At 44.7% G+C, this 14,605-nt stretch carries 12 protein-coding genes; 5 read left to right on the top strand and 7 right to left on the bottom strand.

Going from position 1 to position 14,605, the window contains the following annotated elements:
* Positions 1–11: 11 nt before the first annotated feature.
* From LPB140_RS11540 to LPB140_RS11525, 4 genes are all read right to left on the bottom strand, one after another.
* Positions 12–656: a cold-shock protein gene (locus tag LPB140_RS11540; RefSeq protein WP_072559953.1), complete on the bottom strand. Its 645-nt coding sequence runs from the start codon at positions 654–656 to the stop codon at positions 12–14.
* Positions 657–806: 150 nt separating this feature from the next.
* Entirely contained in the window at positions 807–1,595 is a 789-nt protein-coding gene (locus tag LPB140_RS11535; protein ID WP_072559952.1) for a GIN domain-containing protein, read from the bottom strand.
* A gap of 148 nt (positions 1,596–1,743) precedes the next feature.
* Positions 1,744–2,271, bottom strand: a complete 528-nt coding sequence (locus LPB140_RS11530; protein WP_072559951.1) for a CarD family transcriptional regulator — start codon at positions 2,269–2,271, stop codon at positions 1,744–1,746.
* 225 nt (positions 2,272–2,496) lie between these two features.
* On the bottom strand, positions 2,497–2,997 hold the full coding sequence (locus LPB140_RS11525) for a winged helix-turn-helix transcriptional regulator (RefSeq protein WP_072559950.1): 501 nt from the start codon (positions 2,995–2,997) through the stop codon (positions 2,497–2,499).
* Positions 2,998–3,184: 187 nt separating this feature from the next.
* On the opposite strand from LPB140_RS11525, the gene LPB140_RS12225 reads away from it, so the two are divergent.
* Positions 3,185–3,556 (top strand): CC_3452 family protein, encoded by a 372-nt coding sequence (locus LPB140_RS12225; RefSeq protein ID WP_156874210.1) that lies wholly within the window; start codon positions 3,185–3,187, stop codon positions 3,554–3,556.
* 158 nt (positions 3,557–3,714) lie between these two features.
* The gene (locus LPB140_RS11510; protein WP_072559948.1) at positions 3,715–5,802 is read left to right on the top strand and encodes a RelA/SpoT family protein; all 2,088 of its coding nucleotides are present in this window, start codon (positions 3,715–3,717) and stop codon (positions 5,800–5,802) included.
* A gap of 80 nt (positions 5,803–5,882) precedes the next feature.
* On the opposite strand, the gene LPB140_RS11505 is transcribed toward LPB140_RS11510, so the two are convergent.
* The gene (locus LPB140_RS11505; protein WP_072559947.1) at positions 5,883–6,437 is read right to left on the bottom strand and encodes a regulatory protein RecX; all 555 of its coding nucleotides are present in this window, start codon (positions 6,435–6,437) and stop codon (positions 5,883–5,885) included.
* A gap of 153 nt (positions 6,438–6,590) precedes the next feature.
* On the opposite strand from LPB140_RS11505, the gene LPB140_RS11500 reads away from it, so the two are divergent.
* On the top strand, positions 6,591–8,318 hold the full coding sequence (locus tag LPB140_RS11500) for a fatty acyl-AMP ligase (RefSeq protein WP_072559946.1): 1,728 nt from the start codon (positions 6,591–6,593) through the stop codon (positions 8,316–8,318).
* A 172-nt stretch (positions 8,319–8,490) separates the two neighbouring features.
* On the top strand, positions 8,491–10,749 hold the full coding sequence (locus LPB140_RS11495) for a sensor domain-containing protein (protein WP_232223407.1): 2,259 nt from the start codon (positions 8,491–8,493) through the stop codon (positions 10,747–10,749).
* A 126-nt stretch (positions 10,750–10,875) separates the two neighbouring features.
* On the opposite strand, the gene LPB140_RS11490 is transcribed toward LPB140_RS11495, so the two are convergent.
* Complete coding sequence (locus LPB140_RS11490; RefSeq protein WP_072559944.1) at positions 10,876–11,835, bottom strand: alpha/beta fold hydrolase; 960 nt, start codon at positions 11,833–11,835, stop codon at positions 10,876–10,878.
* A 51-nt stretch (positions 11,836–11,886) separates the two neighbouring features.
* Positions 11,887–12,234, bottom strand: a complete 348-nt coding sequence (arsC, locus tag LPB140_RS11485; protein ID WP_072560954.1) for an arsenate reductase (glutaredoxin) — start codon at positions 12,232–12,234, stop codon at positions 11,887–11,889.
* A 173-nt stretch (positions 12,235–12,407) separates the two neighbouring features.
* Between arsC and LPB140_RS11480 the strand changes: the two genes are divergently transcribed.
* Positions 12,408–14,528 carry a TonB-dependent receptor gene (locus LPB140_RS11480; RefSeq protein WP_072560952.1) on the top strand — a complete coding sequence of 707 codons (2,121 nt, stop codon included), beginning with the start codon at positions 12,408–12,410 and terminating at the stop codon, positions 14,526–14,528.
* Positions 14,529–14,605: the final 77 nt, after the last annotated feature.

The following is a 14,605-nucleotide window of genomic DNA, read 5'->3' as shown; positions in this document are numbered from 1 at the left end:
TATATTTGCGCTTAATCCTGACCCTTAGGGGGCAGGCGAACCTCCAAAGCCAATGGGCCTTTTGCACTGTCTTCATAATGGACATTTAATGCCATGTCATTGTCAATTTCCAATATTCCGGCAAGGCGCATTATTTCCATATGGACAAAAATATCTTTATTTAATTTTTTGCTTTCCAAAAAACCATAACCCTTGACCTTGCTGAACCATTTAACCTTGGCCAATGTGGAATTTATATTGTCGCCAAAGGGCAGGTAAAGATTGGGTGAGGGCGGGGCGATATGATGCTCTACATTTTCTACCCCCGCATCAAATTCAATGATTTGGGCTGCAAATAATCCTTTTTTACCCTGTTCAGCGATGATTTTTATCGGGCATCCATCGGGCAGCTCCCGCCTGCCATGTTCCTCCAATAATGATGAGTGGATCATAATGTCCGCGCCGCCATTATCTGTTTGGATAAATCCAAATCCGCGTTTTCGATCAAACCATTTTACCTTGCCATGGATGATCGCCGCCGAATCAATGGCGTCATTTTCTTTATCGTCAATTTGCACGTCATTATTGCTGTCAAAGATGATAATATCTTCAACTTCATCCACGCCATATGGCCCAGAATCTCTGCCCCGTGGTTCAGATGCCCCCTGTTCTGCCATGCCCGTGCTTACTCCATCACAAGATGCTTATGAAAAGCGAAAGCGTCATGCTATCATATCAAATATATAAGGGCCATATTTTATTATGGCGATTTTTCTTATAGGTATTTCTTATCGGCTGTGCCGTCAGAATATTCACCCAAATATGGGTTAATTTATCGGATTTTCACAGCTTACACTACCCGAATTTCCTGCCTTTATGATGCATTGTGCCTTGCCGCTAATGTTAATTATGCCCGTTCCTTGGTTCATAATCGTGGCGGTTTTGGCAACATTCATCCGGCTTTGAGCCGGGCCGCTATGTGTTATTTCGGCGGTTTGGGCGGTAAAGGCATTGGCGTTTATCATGCCTGCGCCGTTTAAGATGATGATGGCGCGGTCGCCCTTGCCTGATGCGATATTGATATTGCCATTGCCCTGAACAATGGCGTTTAAATTATCTGTTTCTATATTATCAACATTGACAATGCCCGAACCAAATATTTGGATGCGGGCCTTTGCAGCCTTTAACTTATCCAATTTGACCGATGAATTTCCATTGATGGTGATTGATTTCATTTCCTTTGTTGCCAAATTTATCATCAATGGCTCTTTGGCCTTTACCACCAATTGACGGCCACGTTCGGACAGGCGGACGGTCAATTTATCCCCGACCAAGTTAAAATGTAACTCTGATAAAATTGAATGTTCGCCATTACCAATGACCGAAATTGGTTTGCCCGTGATGATATTTACATTCAAATTTCCCTCAACCACCACTTCATTAAAACTGGCGATTAAAAATCTGCGCTCTGCGGCATGGGCGATATTTTGGCTGGCCACGATGGCGACAACAAGGGCGGCTGCAAAAAATATGCTATTGGCAAATTTTCTTCCACCAAAAATTTGGGGTAATTTGTGCATCATCATTGCTGTGGCCTTTATGTTAATATGCTTCATTGCGCATGATATATGCCGCAATATGGGGCGATTTTGTTCAATAGGTCAACTATAATGGGATAAGATGAATATTTGATATATGCCAATATTTTTAACTGCAAAAAAAGGCGCCCGTTAAAGACGCCTTTATTTATAAATTCAGAGAAATTTACTCAACACTCTCATACCATTGGGGGGCGCATTCTTTCAGCACCTCTAAAATTTTAATCAAGGCAGTTGGCTCGTCTGTTTTTTCCATCGCGGCCAATTCACGGGCCAAACGGCTGGAGGCTGCTTCAAAAATTTGACGCTCTGAATAGCTTTGCTCTGGCTGGTCATCGGGGCGGAATAAATCGCGCGTTACCTCTGCGATAGAGATAAGATCGCCGCTATTGATTTTTGTTTCATATTCCTGTGCGCGGCGCGACCACATGGTGCGTTTTACCTTTGGCTTGCCTTTTAATGTTTCCATCGCATCTTTTAAAGTTTTGTCGGAAGATAATTTGCGCATGCCCACGCTTTCGGCCTTGTTAAATGGCACGCGAAGGGTCATTTTTTCTTTTTCAAAACGCAAAACATATAATTCCAATTGCATCCCTGCTATTTCGGAATTTTGAAGCTCAATCACACGTCCCACGCCATGTTTTGGATATACGACATAGTCGCCAACGTCGAAAATTGCTGCACTGGATTCCATTAAATCACCTTTCTGTGATGTGTAAAACTTTTATGTCAGCGACAAAATTTGTTTTTATGAACCGCATAAATAATGGCATTGGCTATCATAAAAATAGCAAATCTTTATTATTTCAATAATTTATGATTTTTTCGCTTGCGACATCGCATTATGTGTAACAGATTCGTAGGAAAATTACAACATTTGCGTCAATATATGGCGGCGTGATATAAATCGTTAATAATTTCAGGCAACGGTTTTGCTGATATTGGAAACATTATTGTCCACATTGCCAATGTCATCGCCATTAACCCAGCATAAATCATGCAGGGCCAGCTCGCGCCCATCCTCGCTTATCAATTTAATTTTGCGGATGGGGCGTCTTTGTTCTGCATCGACCAGAACCGGGTTGGAAATAATATCGCCGCCATATTCCTCCCCCCATTGGCGCAGCGCAATCATGGCGGGCAATAATGCCAATCCCTTATCGGTTAACAGATATTCCACCTTGCGCCGATCATGGGGGCAGCTATGTCTTTGTAAAATGCCATTGGCGGTTAATCGGGTCAGACGGTTGGCCAATATGTTGCGGGCAATGCCCATTTCGGTTAAAAATTCCTCAAAATGGCGCACGCCGTTAAAACTTGCCCTTAAAATCATGAACGACCATTTTTCACCCATGGAATCCAATGCGAGCGGCAGGCCGCAATCGTCACCCATAGATAATTTCTCTCTTAATCCGCCCATAATAATATTATTCCAGCTTTTAATCCAAATAGCAAAAAAGAATTAAGTTTTTAGTTGCAACTTAAAACTTATATTAGTAGGTAGTGATTCGCAACTTAAATTATATATGTTGTAATGGCTCATGACACTGCACCGTAAAATAAAGGCAGGCATGGGTGAATTAAATATTATATTAAGGATAAAGAATATGACCCTCTCCTCAATTTCACGCCCCAATGCGGGCCTATCGTCCATTGGCGCGCGTATTTTTGCTTTTGCCGCGGCCCTGTTGGTAAGCAGCATGTTGATTTTTGCCGTGCCACAGGCGCAGGCGAAAACATCAACTGTATATTATAGTGCAGAATTGGCAGCCCCCGCTACAAATGACAAAAATATCGTGCGCAGCGTTATTTTTTATTGTGAAGGCACATCATGCCAAGCAGCAATGTCTTCTTCTTCGGCGAAAAATGTATGCGTCAGCTTGGCCCGTGAAGTGGGCGAGCTTACCCAATTTAAAGCTGGCAAGCGCAATTTTGATGCAAAGGCATTGGCCGCTTGTAATGAATCTGCAAAATCATAATTTTGATTATAAAATGTCATGCGCGTTAATGCGCGTTGCCAAATAAAAACATCGCCGATGATAATATGGATGCCCGCATTTATATTTTGTCGGCGACTTTTTTTGTTTTAACGCAATAATGGCTTGCATATCCGGCGCGCTGCTATCAATTAAATTATATGTTACGCCAATATGAACTTGTTGAACGGGTGATGGAATATGCACCCGACGCGGATGAGGACCGTTTAAACCGCGCCTATGTTTTTACCGTGCAAAAACATGGCAGCCAAAAACGCGCCAGTGGCGATCCATATTTCAGCCATCCTGTGGAGGTGGCGGGGTTGATGACCGACCTGCAAATGGATGAAGAAACCATCATCACCGCTTTATTACATGACACGGTCGAGGATACATTAACCACCATCGAAGAAGTGTCCGACAAATTCGGGCCAGAGGTGGCCCGTCTGGTCGATGGGGTTACCAAATTATCCAAGATTGAGGCGCAATCAGAGGATCAGCGCGCGGCGGAAAATTTACGTAAATTTTTATTGGCTATTTCGGATGATATTCGTGTTTTATTGGTAAAGCTGGCCGATAGGCTGCACAATATGCGCACGTTAAATTATATTAAAAGTCCCTTGAAACGCGCCCGTATTGCCAAAGAAACAATGGATATTTACGCGCCATTGGCCGAACGTATAGGCATGTATGAATATATGCGCGAAATGCAATTATTGGCATTTGAACAATTAGAACCAGATGCATGCAAAACCATCACCGACAAATTGGCACAAATTCGCGTTAATGCGGGGGCTGAAGTATCGGATATTGCCGCCTCCATCCAAAAACAAATAATCGAAGGGGGCATTGACGCATCGGTATCAGGACGCGAAAAACACCCATATTCCATTTGGCGCAAAATGCAGGAACGCCATGTTACCATGGACCAAATGGCGGATATTAACGCATTTCGCATCGTCACGAACAGCGAGGAAGATTGTTATAAGGTTTTAGGCCGCGTTCACCGTAAATGGAAAATGGTCCCTGGGCGGTTTAAAGATTATATTTCAACACCAAAACGCAATGGATATCGTTCCATTCACACCACCATCATGTTCGCGCAAAATATGCGGGTGGAGGTCCAAATCCGCAGCAAGGCCATGCATGAACAATCCGAATTTGGCTTGGCCGCCCATTGGGGATATAAAACGGGGGACAGGCCCGATGGTCAGGCGGGGTGGATACGCGATTTAATTGAAATTTTGGAAACCAGCCATGATGCAGAGGATCTGTTGGAAAACACCCGTCTTGCCATGTATCAGGACCGGATTTTCGCCTTTACGCCCAAGGGCGCTTTGCATCAATTGCCCAAGGGGGCAACGCCGGTTGATTTTGCCTATGCGGTGCATACCGATTTGGGCGATAAAACCGTTGGGGCAAAGGTAAATGGCCGTCATGTCCCGCTGCGCACCATTTTGGCCAATGGCGATATGGTCGATATTTTGAAATCCGATGGGCAATTGCCGCAGGCAAATTGGCTTAACTTTGTCGCCACGGGCAAGGCGCGGGCCGCAGTGCGCCGTTCCATCAGGATGCGCGAACGCAGCGAGTTGGTTGAGCTGGGCCGGCAAATTTATGGCGAAATTATCGCCCATTACCCCAGCAAAATTGGTAAAAAAGCGCTGGCAAAGGCCATGGAAAGATTAGAGATTGAGGATGAATCCCAATTGATGGTCGATATTGCGTCGGGCAAAATTGCCGATAAGGCATTATTAGAAGCGTTGATTCCAGGATATGAGGATGATCCAGATTTAGAATGGCCACAGCAAAATAAGGCGCTGACCATAAAGGGGTTAACCCCCGGCCTTGCATATCAATTAGGCGAATGTTGCCACCCCATACCGGGCGACCGTATTGTCGGTTTGCGCCGCGCAAATGAACCGGTTCAGGTGCATATGATTGATTGCGAAACATTGGCCAATGGCCAAGATGCAGATTGGGTGGATTTAAGCTGGGGCCGCGATAGCGACGGCGCAACGGCGCGTTTGCATGTCATTGTGCATAATCGGCCGGGTTCATTGGCCGATATTGCCAATATTTTTGCCTATCATAAGGCAAATATTATGAACTTAAAACTTGGCAGCCGCGACACCGAATTTCATAGTTATGAGCTGGATTTAGAGGTGCATGACCTGCATCATTTCATGCGTATTTTATCCGCCCTGCGCGCGGTGGATGCGGTCAGCAGGGCCGATCGTGTTCATTAAAGCTTACGCCTTAAATTTAATGTGGATTTGGGGGTTATTGTTACAGAATAAAATGGGTTTAAGCGCCGCTTCGCTTTGGCTTAATAAAAATATTCAATATATTCAGGCGGGCCAATTTGTTCCCCCGGTGCGGCCTTGACAAATAATTTGGCAATTTCAAAATCATGTCCGGCGCGTAAAAATGCCGCAAGCTGTTTTTGGGCTTTATCTGGTTCGGCCAAAATTGCCGAATAAGGGCCGATACGTCTTTTTTTGGCAAAACGGTGCGCGGCTTGCCATATTTCAAGCTCGCTCATCTCATTGGCAATTGCCCCGTCGCTTTCATCAATCCCTTGAAATTTCAAATCTTGCGACACGCGGCGCGGACCATATCCGCGTAATTGCAGGGAACGCGCCCTTGTTTCGGCATATTGGGCATCGTCCAAATATCCCAAATGTTCAAATTCCGCAATCAAGCCATCAATATGGGGCTGTTTTTCATCATCCCAGCCTCTTTCTTTAATTTTTCTGTCAAGATATTTGCGTAATTTCATTTTACTTGTCGCAAATCGTCCCAAATAATAAAGCGACAAATCCTTTAATCGCCTGTTATTTAGGGGTTTTGATGGTTTTGAAGAATTTTGCCCATATGCCATGCCATTTTTGTGCCACAGTCGAGCCTATTTTTGAACGTCTATCGGTGCTTTATACTATAAAAATATGCATTTATTCATATATATCATCGCAAATATATGGATAAATTATTGAATAATAATGTTTTTCGGCATTGTCTGATATAGGAATAATATATGACGGAATTGATTCCCACGCCAACTTATGATGATTTGCCACGCAGGCTTTCTGATTTTGGCACATTGGGGGAGGCTTTGGATTATGCTGCAAGCGGCAAAAGAGGCCTGAATTTTCACGATGCGCGCGGAAAATTGGCGCGGGTTTACCCATTTAGCGAGCTTCGTGAAGATGCCTTAAAAACTGCCTATCGCTTATTGGCAATGGGCATTGGTAAAGAAGACAGAATTGCTTTGGTCGCCGAAACCGGCACCGAATTTGCGGCCTTATTTTTTGGTTGTATCTATGCCGGTGCATGGCCCGTGCCTTTGCCATTGCCAACATCATTTGGCGGTAAAGAAAGCTATATTGATCAATTGTCGGTTCAATTGAAAAGCTGTGATCCCAAAATGTTTATTTATCCCCCCGAGTTGGAGGAAATGGCCGGCGCGGCAGCGGCGCAAAATAATGTAAAGGCAATGGATTGGGTTAGCATTGCCCAAATGGACGCACAGGCAGTGGATCTACCCACCGCTGATCCACAGGAAATATGCTATTTACAATATAGCAGCGGTTCGACCCGTTTTCCCCATGGCGTCGCGGTGACCCATCATGCAGTTTTGAATAATTTATCCGCCCATTCCCATGGGATGGAGGTGCAGGATAGCGACCGTTGTGTTTCATGGTTGCCATGGTATCATGATATGGGATTGGTGGGATGTTTCCTGTCGGTTGTGGCTAATCAAGTGTCCACCGATTATATGAAGACAGAGGAATTTGCCCGCCGCCCGCTTGCATGGTTAGATATTATCAGCAGCGCCGACGGCACAGTTATCAGCTATTCCCCCACATTTGGATATGATATTTGCGCGCGCCGTATTTCCAGCCAAAGCCATGTTGCGGATCGTTTTTCATTGGATAAATGGCGCCTTGCGGGCAATGGCGCGGATATGATCCGTCCTGATGTTATGCAAAATTTTGTTGATGCATTTGGTGATGCAGGATTTAAGGCGACGTCATTTTTGCCCAGCTATGGCCTTGCCGAGGCGACTTTGGCGGTGTCCATCATGCCGCCCGGTGAAGGGATAAAGGTTGAATTGGTCGCGGAAAGCGAGCTTTCGGGACAGGCCGTCACAACGGATAAGCCGGAAAAATATCGTGCGGTGGTCAATTGCGGCAAAGCGGCAAAGGATATGACCATTGAAATTCGCGGTAATAATGGCGAAATTTTGGCCGATAAAATTATCGGTAAAGTTTGGTGTCATGGGCCATCCTTAATGCGCGAATATTTTCGTGATGAGGAATCGACCAAGGCATGTTTGGTTGATGGTTGGTTGGACACGGGCGATATGGGATATATGTCAAATGGATATATATTCATCGTTGGCCGTGCCAAGGATATGATTATTATTAACGGCAAAAATTATTGGCCACAGGATATTGAATGGGCGGTGGAACAATTGCCTGGATTTAAATCTGGCGATATTGCTGCATTTTCCATCACCGCGCAAAATGGTGACGAAATGCCTGCTATTTTGGTGCAATGCCGCACCACGGATCAGGCGGAGCGGGCCAGATTGCGTGAACAAATTCGTGAAAAAGTCCGCTCTGTCATGGGGATGAGCTGTGTTGTGGAAATGGTGCCGCCACGCACTTTGCCGCGCACAAGTTCGGGTAAATTAAGCAGGGCAAAGGCGCGGTCAATGTATTTATCGGGCGATATTATCCCCTATGCAATTGCGGCGTAAGAATTTCTTTTTACAAAATGTGAAAACTTTACCCCTGCGTTACCTTATAGTAACTAATTAGCGTTAATGCAGGGGAATGGCTGAAAAGAATCTACATCATAATTCAGGTTTTATGTTGAGTTGGGCTGAGCTTTTTTGGCAAAAAAGGCCCTCCGGCATATCCGAAGAACAATTGTTAAAGGTCCAGTTGGAACCTGTTGTTGAAACAAGAATGACCAGAATGCTATTGGCGGTCTTTTGCGGATTGTCGATATTTTCTGTATTTTTTGACAGCAAACATATGTGGGCTGCCTTAATTTGGGTTTTGGCCGGCATGTTGTGGATTGGCCTGTCCTATAATTTTTCAAAAAATAACCTTAACGGCCATATTGGAAATTATGACAGTAAATTGGCGAGCAAAGTAACGCAATATTGCATTGGCCATGGCATATTATTATCGGCTGGATTTTTATATTTTGGCTATGACGCAACGGTCATTCAAATCATGGCCATGTGGTCAATTTGCCTTACTGTCATAATTTTCTTGCCTTTATTATTGCCGCTTTCGCCGCGTCCTGCAGTATTTTTCAATGCCATTTTGGTAATATCCATGTCCGGCTTGTTCATATGGCGCGGTGAATATTTCCCCGCATTGGCGAGCCTGGGCATTTCCTTCATAGCCACCAAAGTATATTTGCAAAATGCTAAATCGGGCGTTCAATATGCATTTTCGGCCATTGCTTTGCATGAAAAAAGCGAGACGGTCAGCCTGTTGCTGCGTGAATTTGAAGATAGCGGCGCCGATTGGTTGTGGCAGACAAATAAATCGCGCGAAATCGTGCATGCATCGCCGCGTTTTGCCTTTGCTGCCGAATCGGAATCCGCCGATATGGAGGGGCAGCCATTTTTGAAAATTGTCGCTGCTGATAATTGGGATAGCGGAACTTATCCCAAAGAATTAAATATTTTGGCGCAAAAATTAAAAAATCGTGAGGCATTTAGCAATTTGGTCGTGCCGATTATGATGAATGGCAAAAAAAGATGGTGGGAATTATCCGCTTCGCCAAAGGTGGATGAAGCGGGTAAATTTATCGGTTTTCGGGGCGTGGGTTCAAATGTCACCGAACAACGCGAATCCGCGCAAAAAATTTCGCGCCTTGCCCGATATGATAATTTAACAAATTTGCCCAATCGCCTGCAATTAAATGAGGCATTGGAACTTGCCATGCGCGAGGCAGAAAAATGGAAGCATCGCTGTGCATTTTTGATGATCGATCTTGACCGGTTTAAGGCGGTAAATGATACGTTGGGGCATCCCGTTGGCGACCGATTATTGGCACAGGTGTCGATGCGGTTGAAAAATATCATGACCCCAAATGAGCTATGTGGGCGTTTGGGCGGTGATGAATTTGCCGTGGTTATTCGCGATGCACGTGAAACCCAAAAAATCGAAGAAGTGGCGACAAAAATCATCAATGAATTGTCAAAGCCATATATTGTGGACCAGCACACATTATTTATTGGTGCCAGCATTGGTTCGGCACGCGGTCCGGTGGACGGCCATACGGTTGAGTTATTGATGCGCAGCGCGGATTTGGCGCTTTATCGTGCGAAAAGCCGTGGCGGTAATGCGCATGAAAGCTATAAACATCAATTGCATGCAGAGGCAGAGGAAAAACGGCAAATGGAGGCCGAGCTGCGCAAAGCGATTGAGCGTAATGAATTTCATTTAGAATATCAGCCCGTCGTTAATGCGGATAATGAGCATATGTTGGTGGGTTTTGAGGCGCTTGTCCGATGGACCAACGAGAAATTTGGCCGCGTGCCGCCATTTAAATTTATTAAAGTGGCCGAGGATGCACGGCTTATCGTTCCTATTGGCACATGGGTTTTGCGTCAGGCATGCAAAGATGCGGTTAAATGGCCCGGTCAGACAAAGGTCGCGGTGAATGTGTCGGTGGATCAATTAACCGAGCCTGGCTTTATCGATGTGGTGACCAAGGCTTTGCATGATAGCGGCCTTCCCGCATATCGTTTGGAAATTGAAGTGACCGAGGGCATATTTTTGAACGATGGCAAATATGCGACATCGGTGTTGGAACGAATCCGCGCATTGGGCATTAAATTATCAATGGATGATTTTGGCACGGGATATTCTTCGCTTGGTTATTTAAGTAACAGCCTGTTCGATACGATTAAGGTGGACCGCAGCTTTGTTGTGGGCGCCGCACAGGGCAAGGCGGAAAGCATTGCGATTATTCGCGCCGTGGTGGCAATGGCGCAAAGCCTTGGCCTTGCCACAACTGCAGAGGGCGTTGAGACCGAGATTGAGACACAGATGATTCAGCAATTGGGATGCACCAAAATACAAGGATATTATTTTGGACGGCCCATGCCCTTTGCCGATAGTATGGAGTTATTTGAAAATCAGAATCGGCGCAATGTTGCCTAAGGCAGGTTAATTTTCGCAAAAAAAGCAGTCATATCAAAGCGCCGATTATTTGCGCATAACTATCAGGCCATGATTATCGGGCCATGACTATGAGCCATCATTATGCGGCATCTTTATGCGGCATCTTTATGCAGCAATGTCCAATTTGGATAACCAATTTTGTACATCATCTGCGCTTTGCTGTGCATTTTCTTCCATCGGTAAATGGCCAATGCCTTTATAAATAATGACTTTTTCATGGGTAAATTGTTTGGCAAACCATGGCGCGGATGCGACATTTATCAACTTATCTTCTTCGCCCCATAAAATTAAAACAGGAATTGGGGAAGTTTGTAATGGCGCATATTGCGGCTTATTTGCGTGGTTCGCCATACGTAGCCTTGTCGCCTTGCGGTTGCCCGCACGGCGCAGTAAATGCCAATAAAGGTCGATTTTCTCTTTGCTATTCACCGATTGCACGCTGACCGTATCTTTCAAACTTTGTTCGATGATGGCGCGCGGGGTGATATATTCCATAGACAAATTTATAATCGGCATGGTGGCAATTTTGAACCCTATAGGCAAATCTGCCTTTTTAACATCTGGTGCGCCAGAGGGGTCAACCAATATCAACCCGTCAATATGTTCAGGATGCGCGCGGGCATAGGCATAGGATATGCCGCCGCCCATGCTGCTGCCGCCAAGGATGAATGATGACAGGCCGCGATTTTCGGCCACGGCGTCCACTGTTTCAACATAGCAATCCATGCTGTAACATGATGCAGGATGCGGTCCAGTTAGACCATGGCCCATTTGATCAAATCTTATGATTCGATAGCGCGTTTTTAACGATGCGGTCCATTCGTCCCATGTATGAAGCGAGCTGTTAGAGCCATGTAATAGGATAATTGCTGGTGCATTTTTTGATCCTTCATCACGCAAATGGACGGTTTGACCATTGGACAGGGTGACAAATTCGGATTCATTATTGGCATATTTTGCCTTTAATTCATCCAATGGCATATCGGGTGCATATCCCCAAATGCCAATAATGATGAATAGGAATAATATCATGCCCAGCAATGCGTAAATAATTTTGCGTAACATGATATTGCTCCTTGTTATTGATGCTATTTGACTGGCGGATGTAACGCCGCTTTATAGTATTTCATGCACCTTTTCTTGTGGCCGGCATAGGCGAACGCCCTTTTGCGTTTGAACAATGGGCCGTTCCACCAAAATGGGATGCTGCACCATTGCGTCCAAAATGGCATCTTCGCTAATGCCAGCTTTTGTTAATCCCAATTCCTCCGCCATTGTGCCTCGGACGCGTAAAATGCTCTGTGGGGTCATATCTGCTTCCTTTATTAACTGGCGCAGTTTTTCTTTATTAAAACCATCTTTCAAATATTCAATAATGGTCAAATCAACTCCTGATTCTTCCAAAATGGCCAGAGTTTTGCGCGATGTGCCGCATTTTGGATTGTGCCAAATGGTTGCTTTCATAAAATTCATCCTCAATTCATCAATGTTTCGGGCACAGTTTAGGTAATATTGCAGGAAATTGCATATTTATTTTTTCATATGCATGTTTTTTATTGCTTTTGAGAATGATTCTCATCTAAAGAGCATTTCAGCTAATGCGAACCATTCTTAATAAAATCAAAAAGGTTGAAAATATGACCCTCTCCAAAGCCACTTATTCCTTGTTAATTTCATCCAGCGCGATTGGCGCGGCAATGATGGCGGCGACCCCTGCATTTGCAGCGGTTAGCGCGGCAGCAAATTATGATGATGCCGAACCCATTATCGTCACCGGTAAAACCGATGGCTATGTAACCAAGGAAACTGTGTCGGCCACCAAAACCAATACAGCGGTGAAGGATGTGCCACAAAGCATCACCGTTTTTAATGAAGAACAAATTGAAGATCAGGCAATTCAGGAATTGGGTGATGTGCTGCGTTATGTCCCTGGTGTTTCGGTTGGCCAAGGTGAGGGGCATCGCGACCAAATTACTTTGCGCGGACAAAATACCACCGCCGATTTCTTTGTTGATGGATTGCGCGATGATATTCAATATTTCCGCCCCATTTATAATGTTGAGCGGGTTGAGGTGTTAAAAGGCCCAAATGCGATGATTTTTGGCCGTGGCGGCGGCGGCGGCGTGGTTAACCGCGTTATCAAAACCCCGCAAGAAGGAGACAGCTTTGGCGATGCAACGCTTAGCGTGGATAGTTTTGGCGCATTTTCGATTAGCACAGATGCCAATTTCGCCAGCGGTGAAAATGAAGCGGTGCGTTTCAACGGTATTTATGAAGAATTTAATAATCATCGCGATGAATATAATGGCCGCCGTATTGCCGTAAACCCAAGCTATGCCGCGCATTTGGGCGAAAGCACAAGATTGTTATTGGCATATGAATTTGTTCATGACCGCCGCGTTACCGATCGCGGTATCCCGTCATTAAATAATGAACCAATTGATGGATATTATGACGCATTTTTCGGCGAAGAAGGTGTTAATGACACAACATTAAAAATGCATAATTTCAAGGCCCGCTTGGAGCATGAATTTAACGATAATGTAGAGGTAAATATTACTTCGCAATATACAGATTATGACAAATTTTACAGAAATGTATATGCCCGCAGCGCAACCGCGACAACTGTGGAGCTGGATTCATATGATAATGGCACCAAACGTCAAAATTTCGTGACCCAAGCTAATTTAATCTGGAATTCAAATATTGGCGCATTGGACCATATTTTATTGGTGGGCGCAGAATATGGCAATCAACAAAGCGTTAGTGAGCGTAGCAATGGTTATTGGCCCAGCACAAATTCCACCCGTTTGACATTGCCAATTTCTGGATTTGCAACAGGCACCGCCACATTGCCGGAAATTTTATTTCCTACGGTGACCAGCGCCAGTGATTCCGATGCTGAATTTTTCGGTGCCTATGTGCAATCACAATTAAAATTTGGTGATTTGGTCGAATTGGTTGGCGGTGTTCGTTATGATCGTTTTGAGCTATCCACCGTTAACCGGATCAATAATTTTGCTGCATCACGCAATGATGATAAATTTTCACCGCGTATCGGCTTAATCGTGAAACCAACACAGCAAATTTCATTATATAGCAGCTATGCAAAATCATTTTTGCCGCAATCGGGCGACCAATTTTCTGTTTTGGATGCCAGCACAAGCAGCCTAGCTCCGGAAAGCTTCACCAATTATGAGCTTGGCATGAAATGGGATATTGCAAGCGATCTTGCCTTTACCGCAGCAATTTATCAATTGGACCGCACCAATACACGCGCATCCGACCCATTAAATCCTGCATTGATAGTGTTGACGGGTGAAACCCGGACCAAGGGTTTTGAAACACAATTATCGGGCAATATTACCCCAAATTGGCAGGCAAGCCTTGCCTATAGCTATCAAGAAGGCGAAATTCGCAGCACCACCACATCGGCGCCCGCCGGTCGTTTGCTTGCCCAATTACCAAAACATCAATTTGCCGCATGGACACGTTATGATGTGAGCGATAATTTCGGTTTTGGTCTTGGCTTAACGCATCAATCATCGCAATTTGCCTCTATCTCCAATACCACCAAATTGCCGTCATATACACGTGTTGATGCTGCGCTTTACCATGATTTGAGCGAAGATGTTCAGGTGCAATTAAATGTGGAAAATTTGTTCGATGCCGAATATTTCCCCTCTGCGCATAATGATAATAATATCTCCACAGGTGAACCATTTAATGTGCGGGCGACCATTAAATTTGGATTTTAATTAAATTTACGACATGCAAAAAGATAAAGGCCGCATCATTTTGCGGCCTTTTTTTGTGTTTATAATATAAATGACAA

It is taken from the genome of Sphingorhabdus lutea, assembly GCF_001889025.1.
Taxonomy (GTDB): domain Bacteria; phylum Pseudomonadota; class Alphaproteobacteria; order Sphingomonadales; family Sphingomonadaceae; genus Sphingorhabdus_B; species Sphingorhabdus_B lutea.
This window is presented reverse-complemented; position numbering and strand designations above follow the sequence as displayed.